The 18581-nt window shown below is 76.0% G+C and carries 11 protein-coding genes and 1 pseudogene; 9 read left to right on the top strand and 3 right to left on the bottom strand.

Going from position 1 to position 18581, the window contains the following annotated elements:
* Nucleotides 1-11 precede the first annotated feature (11 nt).
* Nucleotides 12-1058, bottom strand: a complete 1047-nt coding sequence (locus QQK22_RS12010; RefSeq protein WP_284251163.1) for a LacI family DNA-binding transcriptional regulator — start codon at nucleotides 1056-1058, stop codon at nucleotides 12-14.
* Nucleotides 1059-1237: 179 nt separating this feature from the next.
* Here QQK22_RS12010 and QQK22_RS12005 point away from each other — a divergent pair, with 179 nt between their 5' ends.
* The 9 genes and pseudogenes from QQK22_RS12005 to QQK22_RS11965 all read left to right on the top strand — a co-directional run bounded on the left by QQK22_RS12005 (nucleotide 1238) and on the right by QQK22_RS11965 (nucleotide 14846).
* Nucleotides 1238-3340: a beta-galactosidase gene (locus QQK22_RS12005; RefSeq protein ID WP_284251162.1), complete on the top strand. Its 2103-nt coding sequence runs from the start codon at nucleotides 1238-1240 to the stop codon at nucleotides 3338-3340.
* Nucleotides 3337-5628, top strand: coding sequence for an alpha-xylosidase (yicI, locus tag QQK22_RS12000; protein ID WP_284251161.1), 2292 nt, complete (start codon nucleotides 3337-3339; stop codon nucleotides 5626-5628). Before QQK22_RS12005 ends, yicI begins: the two co-directional genes overlap by 4 nt.
* Nucleotides 5625-7229 (top strand): glycoside hydrolase family 43 protein, encoded by a 1605-nt coding sequence (locus QQK22_RS11995; RefSeq protein ID WP_284251160.1) that lies wholly within the window; start codon nucleotides 5625-5627, stop codon nucleotides 7227-7229. Before yicI ends, QQK22_RS11995 begins: the two co-directional genes overlap by 4 nt.
* Nucleotides 7226-9631, top strand: coding sequence for a glycosyl hydrolase family 95 catalytic domain-containing protein (locus tag QQK22_RS11990; protein ID WP_284251159.1), 2406 nt, complete (start codon nucleotides 7226-7228; stop codon nucleotides 9629-9631). The genes QQK22_RS11995 and QQK22_RS11990 overlap by 4 nt, the downstream gene beginning before the upstream one ends.
* A pseudogene (locus tag QQK22_RS11985) lies at nucleotides 9628-10011 on the top strand (family 43 glycosylhydrolase); the annotation flags it as partial. The gene QQK22_RS11990 and the pseudogene QQK22_RS11985, both read left to right, overlap by 4 nt.
* 95 nt (nucleotides 10012-10106) lie before the next feature.
* A complete protein-coding gene (locus tag QQK22_RS11980) occupies nucleotides 10107-11276 on the top strand; it encodes a family 43 glycosylhydrolase (RefSeq protein WP_284252731.1) in 1170 nt (389 codons plus the stop codon).
* The gene (locus tag QQK22_RS11975; RefSeq protein ID WP_284252729.1) at nucleotides 11270-12706 is read left to right on the top strand and encodes a GH1 family beta-glucosidase; all 1437 of its coding nucleotides are present in this window, start codon (nucleotides 11270-11272) and stop codon (nucleotides 12704-12706) included. Before QQK22_RS11980 ends, QQK22_RS11975 begins: the two co-directional genes overlap by 7 nt.
* A gap of 69 nt (nucleotides 12707-12775) precedes the next feature.
* Nucleotides 12776-14632: a DNA helicase RecQ gene (gene recQ / locus QQK22_RS11970; RefSeq protein WP_284251158.1), complete on the top strand. Its 1857-nt coding sequence runs from the start codon at nucleotides 12776-12778 to the stop codon at nucleotides 14630-14632.
* Nucleotides 14633-14642: 10 nt separating this feature from the next.
* A complete protein-coding gene (locus QQK22_RS11965; protein WP_284251157.1) occupies nucleotides 14643-14846 on the top strand; it encodes a hypothetical protein in 204 nt (67 codons plus the stop codon).
* A gap of 22 nt (nucleotides 14847-14868) precedes the next feature.
* Here QQK22_RS11965 and QQK22_RS11960 read toward each other — a convergent pair whose 3' ends face one another.
* A complete protein-coding gene (locus tag QQK22_RS11960; protein ID WP_284251155.1) occupies nucleotides 14869-15876 on the bottom strand; it encodes an NAD-dependent epimerase/dehydratase family protein in 1008 nt (335 codons plus the stop codon).
* On the bottom strand, nucleotides 15873-18533 hold the full coding sequence (locus QQK22_RS11955; RefSeq protein ID WP_284252727.1) for an alpha/beta fold hydrolase: 2661 nt from the start codon (nucleotides 18531-18533) through the stop codon (nucleotides 15873-15875). The genes QQK22_RS11960 and QQK22_RS11955 overlap by 4 nt, the downstream gene beginning before the upstream one ends.
* Nucleotides 18534-18581 lie beyond the last annotated feature (48 nt).

Raw genomic sequence — 18581 nt, 5'->3', positions numbered from 1 at the left:
CGGGTCGGCGGTCACGGGGTGGCGGCCGCCGGGTCGCCGGTGACGGTGCCGCCGGACGGCGCCGACACCTCCCGCACGCTGCCCCGCTCGGTCAGTCGGGGGCTGACGAGCCGGACCTCCCCGCGAGCGGGATCGGCCATCAGGCCCGTCAGCATCTCGACGGCGATCCGCCCGATCGCCTCGGCCGGGATGTCCACGCTCGTGACCGGGACGGGCATCGAGACCGCCACGTCCTCCGGGCACACCGCCACCACCGACACCTGCTCGGGCACACCACGACCAGCCTCACGGAAACGGGAGATCACATGCGGCAGCGCCACCTCGTTGTGGACCACGAGCGCCGTGACCTCCGGCATCATGCCGAGGACGCGGTCCACCGATGCGGCCGCACCCGCGGCGGAGGCCGCCGTCGGGACCACCAGGTAGGTCACGCCCGCGGCCTCGCAGGCGCCGACGAACCCGCGCGTCATGCGCTCGGCGTAGGAGGTGTGGCGGCTGACGACCTCGACGGGGCTGCCGACCAGGGCGATCGCGCGGTGGCCCGCGTCGATGAGCCGACGTGCCGCGACGGCGCCCGCCCGTGCGAAGTCGAGGTCGACGCAGGACAGTCCGTGCGGATCCGCCGGCAGGCCGATGAGGACGGCGGGCTGGCGCGAGCGCTCCAGCGCGGGGAGGCGTTTGTCGTCGTTCTCCACGTCCATCACCACGAGGGCGTCGACCATCGAGGAGCTCGTGACGCGGTCGAGCACGCCCTCGTCCTGGGTGAGCAGGAGCACGTCGTACCCGCTGCGGCTCGCGCCGGTCACGACGCCGGCGACGAACTGCATGATGACGTGCACGTCCACGCCCGTGCGCAGGGGTGCCATCAGGCCGATCACGTCGGTGCGCGCCGTGGCGAGGGCGCGCGCGCCGGCGTGCGGCCGGTACCCGAGCTCGTCGATCGCGCGCTCGATGCGGCGTCGCGTCTCCTCCGAGATGGGCCGCTTGCCCGAGAGCGCGTAGCTCACCGTCGACTGCGACACCCCGGCGCGGCGCGCCACGTCACCGATCGTGGCCATGTCGGCTCCCCGTCTCCGCGACGACCGGTGGCCGCCGTCCGGAGGCTCACGGTAGTCGATGGCCTTCGACGACGCGCGAGCGTCTCGCTGCCGCTACAGGACGGGAGAAACTCGGCCGTTGTCGTGCCGGTGCTCGGGGGCCGGGGTCGAAGCGCTTCGACCGAGGGGGTGGAGGCCCGATGACGTCGCAGACCCGGGAGCGCCGCAGCTGGCCCCTACCCGTGATCGCCTTCGGCGGCGACTACAACCCCGAGCAGTGGGACCGGTCGGTCTGGCTCGAGGACGTCGCGCTGATGCGCCGCGCCGGCGTGACCCTCGTGACCGTCGGCGTCTTCTCGTGGTCCCGGCTCGAGCCCGAACCCGGCCGGTTCGAGCTGGACTGGCTGCGCGAGGTGCTGGACCTGCTGCACGAGGGCGGTGTCGCCGTCGACCTCGCCACGCCGACGGCCTCGCCGCCGCCCTGGCTCGGCGTGCTGCACCCCGAGACGCGGCCGGTCACGGCCGACGGCGTGCGGCTGACCCACGGGTCGCGCAACCAGTTCAGCCCGTCCTCACCGCGCTACCGCGAGGCCGCGCTCGCGATCACCCGCGCCGTGGTCGGGGCGTTCGTCGACCACCCCGCCGTCGTGATGTGGCACGTCGGCAACGAGCTGGGCCAGGTCGACCACTCCGACGTCGCCGCGGCCGCCTTCCGCCGGTGGCTGCAGGACCGGTACGGCACGGTCGAGGCGCTGAACGACGCGTGGGCCACGAGCGTGTGGTCGCAGGGCTACCGCAGCCTCGACGAGGTCGAACCGCCCCGGGCCGTGCCCTACCACCGCAACCCGGCGCAGGCCCTGGACTTCCGCCGGTTCACCTCCGACGAGCTGCGGGAGGTCTACCGCGAGCAGCGCGCCGTCATCCGCGAGCTCGACCCCGACCGGGCCGTCACCACCAACTTCATGGGATTCTTCCCGCTGGCCGACTACGGCTCGTGGGCGGCGGACGTCGACGTCGTCGCCGACGACGCCTACCCCGATCCCGGCGACCCCGGCTCCCTCGCCGACGCCGCGCTGACCCAGGACCTGATGCGCTCGCTGCGCGGCGGCCGACCGTGGCTGCTCATGGAGTCCGCCACGAGCGGCGTGAGCTGGCGCGCGCACAACCTGACCAAGTCGCCCGCCCGCTCGCGCCTGGAGTCGCTCCAGGCCGTGGCGCACGGCGCCGACGGCGTGTGCTTCTTCCAGTGGCGCCAGGCGCGTTCCGGCCCGGAGCGCTTCCACTCCGCGATGCTCCCGACGGCGGGTCCCGACACCGCGGTGCACGCCGGGGTGCGGCGGCTCGGTGCCGACCTCGCGCGCCTCGCACCCGTGGTCGGGAGCCGCTCGCGGCCCGAGGTGGCGCTGCTGTGGGACTGGCCCTCGTGGTGGGCGGCGACGGGGGAGGCGATGCCCACCGACCGCCTCGACCCGCTCGGGACGCTGCGGGCCTGGCACCGCGTGCTGTGGGACGCGCGGGTGGCGGTCGACGTCGTCGCCCCCACCGCCGACCTCTCCGGCTACCGCGCGGTGCTCGCCCCGGCCACCCACGTCGTCGACGACGCCGTCGCGCGCACGTGGCGGGAGTACGTCGCCGGTGGCGGGCACCTCGTGGTCGGGCCCTTCTGCGGCGTCACCGACCCGTTGACGCACCTGCACGCCGGACGCACCCCCGCGCTGGTGGGGGACGTCCTGGGCGCCGGCGTGCAGGAGCACGTCCCGCTGCCCGACGGCGGGGTCCCCGCACGCTGGGCGGACGGCCGCGTGGCCCGGGTGCGGGACTACGTCGGCCACACGGACGCGAGCGACGCCGAGGTGCTGCTCGCGCTCGGCGGCGCCGACGTGCTGCCTGGGCTGGAGCACCTGGCCGGTGCCGCCGTCGTCACGCGACGCGTCGCGGACGGCGACGGCGGCACCGCGGCCGGCGGCAGCGCCCGCCTCGTCGCGGGCGTGCTCGAGGAGACGGACCTCGCCGGGGTGCTGCACGGGGCCCTGGCCGAGGCCGGGGTGGCGCCGCCGCTGCCGGGCGCACCCGTCGGCGTCGAGGTCGTGCGCCGCGGCGACGCGCTCGTCGTGCTCAACCACACCGGGCGCGAGGTGCGGCTGGCGCGCCGCGAGCTCGCCGCCGCGCTCGGCGCCCCGCCCACGGCCGACCTCGTCGACCTGCTCACCGGCCCGCTCGCGACCCCACCCACCACCGACCCCACCGACACCCTCGTGCCGCTCGCGCCCGAGGACGTCCTCGTCCTGATGGAGACACGATGAAGTTCACCGACGGCTACTGGCAGCTCCGACCCGGGGTCGAGGCGCTGCGGCCCCGCGACATCGACGACGTCGTCGTCGACGGCGCGGACCTCCTCGTCCACGCGCCCACCGCGATCATCGACGCGCGCGGTGACACCCTGAACCGCCCCGTGATCACGGTGCGGCTCAGCTCGCCGCTGCCCGACGTCGTCGGCGTCCGCATCTCCCACCACCTGGGCGGGCTCGACCGGGGCCCGCACTTCGCGCTCGCCTCGCGCGAGCACGACGTCGCGATCGAGCTCCCCGAGGCGACGGGCAAGGGTCCGGCCACGCTGACGGCGGGCCGGCTCACCGCGCGCGTGGCGACCGACGGACCGTGGGGCGTGGAGATGGTGGCGCCCGACGGCCGCGTGCTGACCTCCTCGATGGCGCAGAGCGTCGCGGTCCTGAGCACGCCGCAGGGCCCGTTCGTGCGGGAGCAGCTGACGATGGGGGTCGGCGAGACGATCTACGGCCTCGGCGAGCGGTTCGGCACGTTCGCCAAGAACGGCCAGAGCGTCGACATCTGGAACGAGGACGGCGGGACCGCCTCCGAGCAGGCGTACAAGAACGTGCCGTTCTACCTCTCCGACGCCGGCTACGGCCTCTTCGTGGCCCACCCCGAGCGGGTCTCGTTCGAGATCGGCACCGAGGTCGTCTCGCGCGCCCAGTTCTCGGTCGCGGGCTCCGAGCTGCAGTACTACGTCGTCTACGGGGACACGCCGACCGAGATCCTCGAGCGGTACACGGAGCTGACCGGGCGGCCCGCGCGCGTGCCGGCGTGGAGCTACGGGCTGTGGCTGTCGACGTCGTTCACCACGAGCTACGACGAGGAGACCGTCACCTCGTTCGTGGACGGGATGGCGGAGCGCGACCTCCCGCTGTCGGTCTTCCACTTCGACTGCTTCTGGATGCGGCGGTTCCACTGGTCGGACTTCCTGTGGGACCCGGCGATGTTCCCCGACCCGGCGGGGATGCTCGCGCGCCTCAAGGCCAGGGGGCTGCGCATCTGCGTCTGGATCAACCCCTACATCGCGCAGCGCAGCCACCTGTTCGCGGAGGGCCGCGAGCTCGGCTACCTCGTCACGGCGCCCGACGGCGGCGTGTGGCAGTGGGACAAGTGGCAGGCGGGGATGGCGCTGGTGGACTTCACCAACCCCGAGGCCGTGGCCTGGTACCAGGGCAAGCTGCGGGCCCTGCTGGACGACGGCGTGGACTGCTTCAAGACGGACTTCGGCGAGCGCATCCCCACCGACGTCGTCTGGCACGACGGCAGCGACCCGCAGCGCATGCACAACACCTACCCGCAGCTGTACAACAAGGCCGTCTTCGACCTGCTCGAGGCCGAGCGCGGCGAGGGCGAGGCCGTGCTGTTCGCGCGCTCGGCCACGGCCGGCGGCCAGCAGTTCCCCGTGCACTGGGGCGGCGACTGCGAGTCGACGTTCGTGGCGATGGCCGAGTCGCTGCGCGGCGGCCTCTCGCTCGGGATGAGCGGGTTCGGGTTCTGGAGCCACGACATCGGCGGCTTCGAGGGCACGCCCGACCCCGCGGTGTTCAAGCGCTGGGTCGCCTTCGGGCTGCTGTCCTCCCACTCCCGGCTCCACGGGTCGAACTCCTACCGGGTGCCGTGGGCGTTCGACGACGAGGCGGTGGACGTCACGCGCGCCTTCACCCGGCTCAAGATGAGCCTCATGCCCTACCTGGGGGCGGTCGGCGAGACGGCCAGCAGCACCGGGGTACCGGTGATGCGCGCGATGGCGCTGGAGTTCCCCCGGGACCGGGGCGTGGCGGGCCTCGGTACGCAGTACCTCCTGGGGTCCTCGCTCCTGGTCGCCCCGGTGTTCTCCGCCGGCCGGCGGACCGAGGTCTACCTGCCCGGGGGCACGTGGACCCACCTCCTGACGGGCGAGCGGGTCGAGGGCCGGGGCTGGCGCGCGGAGGAGCACGGGTTCGACTCGCTGCCGCTGTACGTGCGCCCCGGCACCGTGCTGCCCGTGGGCGCCGTGACGGACACGCCCGAGTACGCGTGGGCCGACGGCGTCGTGCTGCGTCTGTTCGAGCTGCCCGACGGCTACGACGCGGTCACCACCGTGCCCGGCGGCACCGGTGCGCCCGCCACCTTCCGGGTCGTCCGCGACGGCGAGGAGGTGCGCGTGAGCAGCACGGACGCCACCGCGGCGTGGTCGGTCGCGCTCGGTGCGCTGGGCGAGCCGGTCGGCTCGGCGGGCGGCGTCGGCGAGGTCGTCGTGACGCTCGGGGCGGCCGGGTGAGCAACGCGCGCGCGATCGACGTGCGCTCCGTCGTCGTGCGGCCGGAGGCGTGGGAGGGGGCGACCAACCCGGTGCTGCCCGGCTTCCACCCCGACCCGTCCGTGTGCCGGGTCGACCACGGTCCTCCGGGGGCGCCGGACGTCTGGTTCTACCTCGTCAGCTCGACGTTCGAGTACCTGCCCGGGCTCCCGATCCACCGCTCGCGCGACCTGGTGACGTGGGAGCACGTCGGCCACGCCGTCACCGACCAGCTGGAGTACGCGGGCGTCGGCGACTCCGGCGGGCTCTACGCCCCGACCCTGCGGCACGACGGCGCGCGGTTCCTCCTCGTGTGCACGCACCTGGGCGGTCCGGAGGGGGCGTCGGGGAACTTCGCGATGACGGCCACGGACGCCGCCGGGCCCTGGTCGGCACCGGTCTGGTGGCACGACAGCACCGGGATCGACCCGTCGCTGCTGCTCGACGACGACGGCCGGATCTGGGCCCACGGAGCACGCGCCGCGGCCGAGCCGCGGTGGGAGCACCAGGGCGAGATCTGGGTCCGCGAGGTCGACCCCGGCACGCTGCAGCTCGTCGGCACCGAGGCCGTGGTCTTCTCGACCGCGCTGGTCGGCGGTGCGTGGACCGAGGGGCCGCACCTGGTCCGGCGGGACGAGCACGTCGTGCTCGTCGCGGCCGAGGGCGGCACGGGTGAGCACCACGCGATCGTCACCGCGCGCGCCACCTCGCCGCTCGGTCCGTTCGAGGTCTTCCTCGACAACCCCGCGCTGACGCACCGCCACCTCGGCCCGGGCACGGCCGTCACGAACGTCGGCCACGGCGACCTCGTCGAGGCGGCCGACGGGTCGTGGTGGGCGGTGTGCCTCGCCTCGCGGATGGTCGACGGCGTCGACCTGCTCGGGCGCGAGACGTTCCTGGTCCCGGTGGCGTGGGTCGACGGCTGGCCCCGTTTCGCCCCCGGCGTCGGCACCCTCGTGCCCGAACCGGGCGGGCCCGACGGCGTCGCGCGCGGCGAGGTCGGGCCGCCCCCGCGCTCGCCGTGGATCGCGGTGCGGCGGCTGCCCGAGGTGGTCGCGGACCTCACCGACCCCGAGGCGCCGCGCCTGCGCGCGGGGCGGGGGCTCGACCACGCCGAGCCCGCGTTCCTCGGTCGCCGCCTGCTGTCGCCGCGCTCGAGCCTCGCGCTGGAGGTACCCGGTGGTGCGGCCGTCGACGCCGGGGTGGCCGAGGTGGGTCTGGCCCTGCGGCACTCCACCCGGCAGTGGCTCACGGTCGGGATCCGGACGGCGGCGAGCGACGGCGAGGGCGCGCCGCACGCGCGCCACGTCGTCGTCACGACGTGCCGCGACGGCGAGCTGACCACGACGAGCGGACCCGCCGTCACCGGCGCCGGACGCCTCGGGATCACGGTCGCGGGCCGGTCCGCCCGGCCGACCTGGACGCCGCGGGACGGCGACGCCGTCGGGCTGGGGACGGTCGACGTCGCGCACCTCGCCACCGTCCACGCGGGCGGTTTCGTCGGTGTCGTCGCCGGGCCGTACGCGATCGGTGACGGCGACGTCACGGTCGGTCCGCTCACGCTGCGGGAGGTGACCGGATGACGCCGTCGACGCCGGCGCCCGGGCCGCGCCCGCTCGTCATCACGGTCGACGAGGCGACGGCGTGGACCGACGGTCTGCCGGTCGGCGACGGTCGGATCGGGGCGATGTGCTTCGGCACCGCCCGCACCTCGCGCTGGCAGGTCAACGACGCCACGTGCTGGTCGGGCGCGCCCGGTGACGCGGTGCTGCCCGCCGACGGGCCGGCCCTGCTGGAGCTCGCGCGGGACGCCCTCGAGCGCGGCGACGTCGCGGCCGCGGAGGACGCCGTGGCCGGGCTGCAGAGCGGTCACGCCCAGGCGTACCAGCCCCTGGTCGACCTGGTGGTGGAGGTCGACGGCGGGAGCGCCGCTCCCGGGCGGGCGCGGCGCCACCTCGACCTGCGCCTGGCGGAGGTGCGCCAGGAGTGGGTCGGCGGGAGCGCCCGGACCGTGGTCAGCGCGCCCGCCCGAGCCCTCGTGGCCGAGCGGCGGTGGGCGGAGCCGGCCGACGCCGTCGTGACCCTCACGACCCCGCACCCCGCAGCCGAGGTGGCGGCGGACGGGTCGGGTCTGACGCTCGCGGTGCGGATGCCGCACGACGTCGTGCCCTGGAGCCCCGAGGGCCCCGGGGGACCGCGCTACGGCGGACCCTCCGTCACCGCCGTGGTGGCCGTGCGCGTGCTGACCGACGGCGCCGCGCGCGCGGCGGGCGGGGCGCTGGTCCTGGCGGCCGCCACGTGGGTGCGCCTCGTGCTCGCGACGGCGACCGACGCCTCGCCCGAGCCCGACGTCGACGGGGCCAGGAGGCCGCTCCACGGCGACCGCGACCACCTGCGGCGGGCCGCCGTCGCGACCGCGGACGCCGTCGTCGCCCGACCGCCGGCGCAGGTGCTCGCCGAGCACCGCGCCGACCACGCGGCGCTGTTCGACCGCGTCGACCTGGATCTCGGGAGTGGCGACGTCGAGCCGACGGCGACCACCGGCCACGCCCTCGTCCGGCGCTGGGAGGCCCGCGACGCCCACCCCGACGACGCCGGTGCGCTCGTCGCCCTCGCGTTCCAGCTGGGCCGCTACCTGACGATCGCGGGCTCGCGCGCGGGCAGCCCGCCGCTGAACCTCCAGGGGATCTGGAGCCACGAGACGTCCCCGCCGTGGGGCTCGAACTTCACGACCAACATCAACCTCCCGATGAACTACTGGCCGACGCTGGTGACGGACCTGGCCGAGTGCCGGCGGCCGCTGCTGGAGTGGCTCGAGGGGGTCAGCGTGACCGGTTCCCGGGTCGCGCGCGACCTGTACGGGGCGCCCGGCTGGGTGCTGCACCACAACAGCGACCCGTGGGGCTTCGCCGCCCCCGTGGGGGAGGGGCGCGACAGCCCGTCGTGGTCGTTCTGGCCGCTCGGCGGCGTGTGGCTCGCGCGGATGCTGCTGGACGAGCGCGAGGTCCTCGGCCCCGGGGTGAGCCTGGAGCGCGCCTGGCCCGTGGTCCGCGGCGCGCTCGAGTTCGCCCTCTGGTGGGTGCGGACCGGCGACGACGGCGCGGTCCGCACCTCGCCGTCGACGAGTCCCGAGAACACGTGGCGCGCCCCGGACGGACGCGAGCGGGCGCTGTCGACCACCACGACGAGCGACGTCGCCCTCGTGGCCGACCTGCTCGACGGCGTCCTGCGGTACGCCGCGGACGTCGCCGAACCGGAGCTGCTGGCACGCGCGGCCGACCTGCGCGAGCGGCTGCCGCAGCCGCGCACGCTGCCCGACGGGCGCCTGGCCGAGTGGTCGGGGGACGAGGTCGACGCCGATCCCCACCACCGCCACCAGAGCCACCTCATCGGGCTCTTCCCCGGCAGCAGCATCACGCGGGCGGTGCCGGAGCCGTTCGCGGCGGCGCGCGCGAGTCTCCTGGCACGCGGCGGTGAGAGCACGGGGTGGTCGCTCGCCTGGCGCCTCGCGCTGTGGGCCCGGCTCGGGGACGCCGATCGCGTCGCCGCGACCGTCCGACGGTTCTTGCGCCCCGTGGACGCCGAGGTCGGGGGTGGCGCGCACGCCGTGCCGCAGGGACCGCACGACGGCGGGGTCCACCGCACGCTGCTCTGCTCGCACCCGCCGTTCCAGATCGACGGCGGCTTCGGCTTCACCGCCGGAGTGGTCGAGGCGCTGCTGCAGTCGCACGAGCGGACCTCCGACGGCGCTCTCCTGGTCCGCCTGCTGCCGGCCTGCCCGTGGCGCGAGGGTCGCGTGCGGGGGCTGCGCACCCGCGGCGGCCTGGTCGTCGACCTGGGCTGGGGTGCGGACGGGACGACCGCCCGGCTGACCGCCGGGGGCAGCGGGGCGGTGCGCGTCGTGGTCGAGCACGACGGCGTGCGCCGCCCGCTCGCGCTGGCGCCCGGCGACGTGCGGGACCTGTTGTTCGGGGTCGGGTCGTGAGCGGCGTGAGCGGGGTGGAGGACGCCGTCGTCCCCGTCCTCCCGGGCTGCCACCCCGACCCGTCGGTGTGCCGGGTCGGTGAGGACTACTTCCTGGTGACCTCCTCGTTCGGCTACCACCCGGGTCTCCCGGTCCACCGCAGCCGGGACCTGCGCACCTGGGAGCTCGTGGGGCACGTGCTGGCGGGCGAGAGCTGGATCGACCTCGATGGCCTCGGGCTGTCGGACGGCGTCTGGGCCCCGACGATCCGGTGGCACGCGGGGCGCTTCCTCGTCGTCGTCACGGTGGCGCGGGACCGGACCGGGTCGACCTCCTACCTCGTGCACGCCACCGACCCGGCGGGGCCCTGGAGCCGGCCCGTCGCGCTCGAGGGCGCCGGGATCGACCCCGACCTGTTCGTCGACGACGACGGGCGCGCGTGGGTCTCGGTCGCGCGCGACTCGACGACGCCCGGCCGGGGGCCGGGGAGATCTGGATGCGCGAGCTCGACCTCGACCGGCTCGCGCTCGTCGGGCCCGAGCACGTGCTGTGGCACGGTGCGCTCGGGGGTGCCTGGATCGAGGCGCCGCACGTGTACCGGCGCGACGGGCGCTACCTGCTCCTGTGCGCCGAGGGCGGCACGGGGCGCGACCACGCCGTCACGGCGGCGACGGCCGACGTCGTCACCGGTCCGTACACGACCGACACCCGCAGCCCGCTGCTGACGCACCGGCACCTGGGTGAGGACGCGGCCGTGCAGTGCGTCGGCCACGCCGACCTCGTCGAGACGCCCGCCGGTGAGCCCTGGGCGCTGGTGCTGGGCGTCCGGCCGCTGGCCGGCCACCACGTGCTCGGCCGGGAGACGTTCCTCGTCCCGGCGCGCTGGGACGAGCGCGGACTCGTGCTCGCGCCGGGGGTGGGGCAGGTCACCGGCCTCGCGGGGACCGGTGCCGACGCGGGTCCGGGGCCGGTGGACTGGATCTCGCTGCGCGGTCCGGTGGCCGGGCGGGTCGAGCCCGGGGGCGGTCCGGGGGACCGTGCGCCCGACGACGTCGTCGCCATCACCCTGACGCCCTCGCCGGCCCCGCTCCGCGAGCGCGGGGTGCCGGCGTTCCTCGGCCGACGGCAGGAGACGCACCGCGTCTCGTTCACCGGCCGTCTCGAGACCGCCGACGTCGCGCGCCAGGCCGTCGGACTCGTCGCGCTGCAGGACGAGGCGACCCACGCCGTCGTGCGCGTGCGGCGCGAGCACGACGGCGGCGGCTGCGTCGCGGAGGCCGTCCAGGTGCTCGACGGCGTCGCGCGCGTGCTCGCCCGGGTGCCGCTCCCGGAGGGGCAGGTCGAGCTCGGTGTGCGTTCCGACGGGCTGCGCTACGAGCTGCTCGCGTCGGCGGCGGGCCCCGGGACGTCGCCGGTCGCGCCCGTCGCGCTGCTCGCCGTCGTCCCGCACCACGAGCTGAGCGCGGAGGCGGGCGACACGTTCGTGGGCGTCGTGCTCGGCGTGGTGGTGGAGGGCCCCGCGGACGACCCGCCGGTGACCGTCACCCACGTGCGCCTGCGCCCGGGGGACGCGCGCGACGACGACACCGCCCCGAGCATCCCGACCTCCCGAGCCGACCCGTTGCAGACGAACACACCGACACAGACACAGACGAGGACATCGTGACGACCGACCCCACCACCCGCACGTTCGACGGCTTCACCCTCGGGTCGGCCACGGCCGCCTACCAGATCGAGGGCGGTGCCGCCGAGGGCGGGCGCACGCCGTCGATCTGGGACACCTACTCCCACACGCCCGGCCTGACCGAGTTCGGCCACACCGGTGACGTCGCGGCCGACCACTACCACCGGTGGCCCCAGGACGTCGAGCACATCGCGGCGCTGGGGCTGGACGCCTACCGGCTGTCGATCTCGTGGTCGCGGGTCCAGCCGGGCGGACGCGGACCGCTCAACCCCGAGGGCGTGCAGTTCTACGTCGACCTGCTGGACGCGCTGAACGCCGCCGGGATCGACCCCGTCGTGACGCTGTACCACTGGGACCTGCCGCAGGAGCTGGAGGACGACGGCGGCTGGCCCGCGCGCGCCACCGCCGAGGCCTTCGCCGACTACGCGCGGGCGATGGCGACCGAGCTCGGGGACCGGGTGCACACGTGGACCACGCTGAACGAGCCGTGGTGCAGCTCCTACCTGGGCTACGCCTCGGGCGTGCACGCGCCCGGCCGCACGGAGCCGGCCGCGGCGCTCGCGGCCGTGCACCACCTCAACCTCGCGCACGGGCTCGCCGTCGCGGCGATCCGCGAGGTGCTGCCCGCCGCGCGGGTGTCCGTGACGCTCAACTTCCACGCGATGCGCGCGGCGGACCCGACGTCGTCGGCGGACCTCGACGCCGTCGACCAGATCGACGCCCTGGCCAACGGCGCGTTCACCGGGCCGATGCTCGAGGGCGCCTACCCCGCCCGGCTGCTGACCGACACCGCGGCGATCACCGACTGGTCGTTCGTCCGCGAGGGCGACCTGGCGCTGATCCACCAGCCGCTGACGGTGCTCGGGGTCAACTACTACGCCACCACGATGGTGCGGTACTCGCCCGTGGGGGACACCTCCTCCGACAACTCCGGCCACCGCGAGTCGGCCAGCACCCCGTGGATCGGCGCCGACCGCGTCGCCTTCGTCACCGAGCCCGGCCCGTACACCGCGATGGGCTGGAACATCGCCCCCGAGGCGCTGACCGAGCTGCTGCTCGACCTCTCGCGCCGCTACCCCGACCTGCCGACCATGGTCACGGAGAACGGTGCGGCGTTCGACGACGAGGTGTCGGCCGACGGTCGCGTGCACGACGACCGGCGCGTCGCGTACCTGCACGACCACGTCGCCGCGGTCGCCGCCGCGCGCGCCGCGGGGGCGGACGTGCGCGGCTACTTCGCGTGGTCGCTGCTGGACAACTTCGAGTGGGCGTGGGGCTACGAGCGCCGCTTCGGGATCATCCGGGTGGACTACGAGACCCAGGAGCGCACCTGGAAGGACTCGGCGCACTGGTTCCGCCGCCTGACGACCGCGCGCGAACTGCCGGGGGTGACGGAGGTGGAGCCCGCCTGAGCCCGCGGCCGCCGTCCGCGGCTGGGGACGCGGCGCGCGCGGGCAGCGCCCCCGCCTAGGGTGGAACGCATGACGACCGCCGCGCTCGACGTCCTGGAGCGCACGTTCGGCTACCCGGCCTTCCGCGGTCAGCAGGCCGCGATCGTGGACCACGTGGTGGGTGGCGGCGACGCGCTGGTGCTCATGCCCACGGGTGGCGGCAAGTCCCTGTGCTACCAGGTGCCGGCGCTCGTGCGGGCGGGCACCGGCGTCGTCGTCTCGCCGCTGATCGCGCTGATGCAGGACCAGGTGGACGCGCTGCGGGCCGTCGGCGTGCGGGCCGGCTTCCTGAACTCGACGCAGACGCCCGCCGAGCGCTCCGCCGTCGAGCGCGACCTGCTCGCGGGCGAGCTCGACCTCCTCTACCTCGCCCCCGAGCGCCTCGGGACGCCCTCCGCGCTCGAGCTCCTGGACCGCGTGGTGGCCGGATCGGGGATCGCGCTGTTCGCGATCGACGAGGCGCACTGCGTGGCGCAGTGGGGGCACGACTTCCGGCCCGACTACCTGCGGCTGTCGGTGCTGCACGAGCGGTGGCCGCGCGTGCCGCGCATCGCCCTCACGGCGACCGCGACCGAGGCGACGCGCCGCGAGATCGTGACGCGGCTCGAGCTGGGGGACGCGGCGTCGTTCGTCTCGAGCTTCGACCGCCCCAACATCACCTACCGCATCGAACCGAAGCAGCAGCCGCTGCAGCAGCTCCTCGCGCTGATCCGCGCGGAGCACGACGGCGACGCCGGCATCGTCTACTGCCTCTCGCGCGCGTCGGTCGAGAAGACCGCGGCGGCGCTCGTGGCCGCGGGGATCCCGGCGCTGCCGTACCACGCGGGTCTCGACGCCGGCGTCCGCGCTGCGAACCAGGCGCGCTTCCTGCGCGAGGACGGGCTCGTGATGGTCGCGACCATCGCGTTCGGCATGGGGATCGACAAGCCGGACGTCCGCTTCGTCGCCCACCTGGACCTGCCCAAGAGCGTCGAGGGCTACTACCAGGAGACCGGGCGCGCGGGGCGCGACGGGCTGCCGTCGACGGCGTGGCTCGCCTACGGGCTCGCCGACGTGGTGCAGCAGCGGCGCATGATCGAGGGCTCCGACGGCGACCTCGCCCACCGCCGCAACCTCTCGGCGCACCTGGACGCGATGCTCGCGCTGTGCGAGACCGTGCAGTGCCGCCGCGTGCAGCTGCTCGCGTACTTCGGCCAGGACTCGCAGGCCTGCGGGAACTGCGACACGTGCCTGACGCCGCCGCAGTCGTGGGACGGTACGGTCGCCGCGCAGAAGCTGCTGTCGACCGTCGTGCGGCTCGAGCGTGAGCGGAACCAGCGCTTCGGCGCCGGCCACCTGGTCGACATCCTGCTCGGTCGCTCAGGCGACCGCGTGGTGAAGGGCCGCCACGACGAGCTCTCGACGTGGGGCATCGGGACGGAGCACTCCGACGTCGAGTGGCGCGGGGTGGTGCGGCAGCTGCTGGCGCAGGGGCTGCTCGCGGTGCAGGGCGAGTACGGCGTGCTGACGGCCACGCCCGCCGCCGGCGAGGTCCTCGGCGGGCAGCGCACCGTGATGCTGCGGACGGAGCCGGAGCGCCGGGGCGGTGCGGGCGGGGCACGACGGCGGCGCTCGGGTCCGGCCGCGGCTGCGGCCGACCTCACCCCGGCCGACACGGGGCTGTTCGAGGCGCTGCGGAGCTGGCGCGGCGGCGTCGCGAAGGAGCAGGGCGTGCCCGCCTACATCGTGTTCGGCGACGCGACGCTGCGCGGGATCGCGGCGGCGCGCCCGGACACGCTCGCGGCCCTCGGCGACATCTCGGGCGTGGGTGAGAAGAAGCTGGCCTCCTACGGGGAGGCGGTCCTCGCCGTCGTCGCCGCGGATGCGGCCGACGGGGGCGATGGGTGAGGGTGGAGGGATGACACACGAGAACACGAGAGCCGACCGCACCACCCTGCAGATCGGCGCCGCGACCGTCGTGGTGCTCGCGGGCGCCTACCTCGCGGTGTCCCACGGGCGGTCGGGGGACACGCTGGGGGTCGTGCTGGCGATCCTGCAGATCGCGGCGGGCGCTCTGCTGATCGCCGGGGCGCTCCGGCAGCGCCGCGCGAACCGCCGCTGAGGTCGGCCGCGCCGACCGGGCGTCAGACCCCGCTCGCGCCGCCCCGCGCGTGCGCCTGCGCGAGCCGGCGCAGGCCCTCCTCGATCGACACCGTCGGGCGCCACCGCAGGTCCGCCTGCGTGTGGCGCTGGTCGAACCAGTGCGCGGTGGAGAGCTGCTCGGCGAGGAACCGCGTCATCGGCGGCTCGTCCACGCCCGGACGCACCCGCCACAGCGCCTCGACCGCGCCGCCGGCGCCGCGCGCGAGCGCGGCCGGCACCCGCCACCGCGGCGGACGCACCCCGTGCGCGAGGCAGATGCCGGCGAGCAGCTCGGCCACCGGTCGCGGCTCGCCGTTCGTGACGACGTAGGCGCGGCCGTGCACCTCGCCCACGACCTCCAGCGCCGCCGCCAGTGCGCTCGCGGCGTTGTCGACGTAGGTCGAGTCGATGAGCGCCGCCCCGTGCCCCAGCAGCGGCAGCCGACCGGCGCGGGCGCGCGCGACGACGCGGGCCACGAGCTGCGGGTCGCCCGGACCCCACACCACGTGCGGGCGCACGGCCACGACGCGCAGATCGGCGCCGTCGCGCTCCAGCGCCACGAGCTCGGCCGCAGCCTTCGTGCGGGCGTAGTCGCCGCGCGCGGCCTCCGGGTCGGCCGGGGCGGCGCCGTCGCCCACGATCGAGGTGCCGGCGTGCGCCACGGACGGCGAGGAGACGTGCACGACGTCGCGCACGCCCGCGGACGCGGCCGCGTCCAGCACGGTGCGCGTCCCGCCCACGTTGACGCGCTCGAAGTCGGCGGGATCGCCCGCGAGCGACACCTTCGCGGCCAGGTGCACGACGGCGTCGGCACCCGCCAGCGCGGCGGCGACGTGCCCGGGGTCGGTCACGGACCCGAGGTGGTCCTGCGCCCCGGCGACGCCGCTCGGGCGCCGCTGCAGGGTGCGGACGCGGTAGCCCCGCCCCATCAGCTCGCGCACGACGGCGCGGCCGAGGAAGCCGCTCGCGCCCGTGACGACGGCGAGGCGGCCGGTGCCCGCCCCGGTCACGGTGCGGTCACCCGCCCGCCGCCCAGCACGCCGGCCGCCCACCTGGCGAGCAGCCCGCGGTCGATCTTGGAGTTGTGGCGGACGTCGGTCGGCAGCTGCGCCACCTGCAGGACCGCGGCGAGCGGGACGGGCGAGTGCGCGCGGACGTCCGCGGCGACGTCGGCGGGCGCCAGGCCCGGCCGCCGCGCACCCGGGAGCGTCTCCACGACGGCGACGACCTGCTGCGTACCGACCGGTCCGACCCCCACGACGGCCGCCCGCGCCACGCGCGGCGAGGCTCCGATCGCCTGTTCGGGACCGACCGGCGTCAGCACCCCGGACGGCGTGGTGACCACGTGCGCGAGGCGACCCTCGACCCACACCCGGCCCTCGCCGTCGACGTGGCCGACGTCCCCCGTGCGGTGCCAGCGCAGGCCCGCGGGCGGGGCCTCGCCCGTGACGCTCCGACTGGCGTGCTCGGTCAGCCAGAGCCGGTCGTAGTGGTCCTTCACGTGCGCGGCCGCGACGACGATCTCGCCGGTGACGTCCGCCGCGTCGGTGAGGTCGCCGCTCGCGGCGCCGTCGCGCTCCAGCGGTGCCACGCGCAGCGTCACCCCGGCGACGGGCCGCCCCACGCAGACGCCTGAGCCGCCCGCTGCGCGGGCGCGGCGGATCTCGTCGGCGTCGACGTCGGTCAGGAGCAGTCCCTCGGTCATGCCGTAGGGCGTGTGGGCGCGCGCGGCCGGCATGAGGGCCTCGGCGCGCTCGAGCAGCTCGAGCGGGACCGGCGCGCCGGCCGACAGGAACGTGCCCACCCGCGCGAGGGCCTCGCGCTCGGCCGGGGTGAGCTCGTCGGCCGTCGAGACGACGGCGGCGATGGCCGCGGGGGAGAGGAACATCGTCGCCGGGCCCTCGCCTCCGACGGCGGACGCGGCGGCCGCCGTCGCCCGCGCGGTGAGCGTGCCGGGCGAGGTGACGTCCATGTCGGGCGTGACCGACGTCGCCCCGAGCGCTGGGCCCAGCAGCGCGAACGGGGCGAAGCCCGCCACGAGCGCGCTGTCGGGACCGATGCCGTAGGTGCGCGCGAGCGCGTCGCGGATCGCGGCGATCTGACGGTGCCGGTACACGACGCCCTTGGCCGGGCCGGTGGAGCCGGAGGTGAAGAGCACGGCCGCGACGGCGTCCGGGCCGGGTGCGGGGGCGAGGTGCGCCAGGGTCGTCGCGGCGAGCGCCTGCTCACCGAGCTCGGCGACGTCGCGCAGGCTCCGCCGCGCCCCGAGCGTGCGCGCCAGGGGTGCGGGCAGGGGGTCGACGGCGATGCGCTCGCCCGGCCAGCCGAGCGCCCGCGCGGCGGCGAGCGCGCGGGGGATCCCGACGACGAGGCTCGGGCGGGCGCCGCGGACGGCGCGCGTCAGGCCGCGGACGCCGAGGCCGGCGTCGGCCACCACGCCCACCGCGCCGATGCGCAGGCACGCGTACAGCACGGCGGTGAGGTCGGCGCCGGGCGGGACGAGCAGCGAGACGCGATCGCCGGGGCGCACGCCGAGCCGGACGAACCCGGCGGCGAGGCGCTCGACGCGGCGCGCGAGCGTGCGCCAGCTGACGGCGCGGGGGCCGCCGGTGCCGGTGCCGGTCCCGCGGCGCGGCGCCATCTCGACGAGTGCGGTGGCCGGGTCGAGGCGGCGGGCCTCGAGGTGCTCCCAGAGCGGGGCCGGTGCGGAGACGCCGGATGCAGCGGTGGGAACGGCGTCGGCGGTGTCGGACGAGGCAGCAGCCCCACCGGGCACGCGGACGTCGAGCCACGTCAGGAGCGCCGCCGCGTAGTCGACCTCCTCGGCGATCATGTGCCCGGCGCCCTCGAAGCGGTGCACGTCGAGGTGCGGCAGGCGGTCGGCCAGGTCGTCGAGGTAGCGGTCGCCGAAGACCGGGTCGCGCGGGCCCCACAGGGCGAGCGCCGGGACGGTCAGGCCGCGCAGACCCTCGGCGATCCGGTCGAGCTCGGCGCGGCTCGGGTGCGCGGTGTCGACCGGGATGTCGGCCACGAAGTTCCGGATGCCCTGGCGCCGCAGCGCGCCGGCGTAGGGCGCGCGGTAGGCCGCGCGCACCTGGGGCGGGAGCGCCGGTCGGGCGAGCGCGAGGGTGGTGTCGAGGAACGCCGTCGTGCCCCGCGTGCCGGGGGCGAGGACCGGTCCGGCGAGCGCGAGGCGCAGCGGCGCCGGGATCGGCCGGCCCTCGGGCTGGTGCACGGCCGTGTTGAGCACGGCGCTCGCCACGAGGTGCTCGGGGTGGTCGAGGGCCCAGCCGAGGGAGACGACGCCGCCCCAGTCGTGCCCGAGGGTGACCACGGGGCCGGTGAGGTCGAGCGCCGTCGTGAGCCGGCCGAGGTCGGCGACGCGGTCGTCCAGCTGACGGGCCGGATCCGTGTCGTCGTCGTGCTGGGAGAAGCCCATGCCGAGCTGGTCGACGGCGATCACGCGCCAGGCGGTGCCGCCCGCCTCCGCCTGCGCGAACGTCGCCGCCGCCAGGCGCCGCCACAGGTAGGACCAGGTCGGGTTGCCGTGCACGCACAGGATGGTCCCGACGGGTGTGGCACCGAGCTCGTCGAGGCTCGCAAGCGTGTCCAGCAGGTGCCAGGTGTTGCTCTCGCGGCGCTCCTCGTAGACGTCGGGAACCTCCACGAGGCGGGACCACGCCGGCTCGAGGCCGGGGAGAGCCTGCCCCGCCCG

This window comes from Litorihabitans aurantiacus, from assembly GCF_030161595.1.
GTDB lineage: Bacteria > Actinomycetota > Actinomycetes > Actinomycetales > Beutenbergiaceae > Litorihabitans > Litorihabitans aurantiacus.
Note: the sequence above shows the minus strand (reverse complement) of the source record. Positions and strands in the feature narration are given on the sequence as shown.

Bases quoted from the DNA above. Each gene is read 5' to 3' on its own strand.
- recQ (WP_284251158.1), top strand. From the start codon at position 12,776: ATGACGACCGCCGCGCTCGACGTCCTGGAGCGCACGTTCGGCTACCCG.
- QQK22_RS11980 (WP_284252731.1), top strand. From the start codon at position 10,107: ATGCGCGAGCTCGACCTCGACCGGCTCGCGCTCGTCGGGCCCGAGCAC.
- QQK22_RS12010 (WP_284251163.1), bottom strand. From the start codon at position 1,058: ATGGCCACGATCGGTGACGTGGCGCGCCGCGCCGGGGTGTCGCAGTCG.
- QQK22_RS12005 (WP_284251162.1), top strand. From the start codon at position 1,238: ATGACGTCGCAGACCCGGGAGCGCCGCAGCTGGCCCCTACCCGTGATC.
- QQK22_RS11965 (WP_284251157.1), top strand. From the start codon at position 14,643: ATGACACACGAGAACACGAGAGCCGACCGCACCACCCTGCAGATCGGC.
- QQK22_RS11990 (WP_284251159.1), top strand. From the start codon at position 7,226: ATGACGCCGTCGACGCCGGCGCCCGGGCCGCGCCCGCTCGTCATCACG.
- yicI (WP_284251161.1), top strand. From the start codon at position 3,337: ATGAAGTTCACCGACGGCTACTGGCAGCTCCGACCCGGGGTCGAGGCG.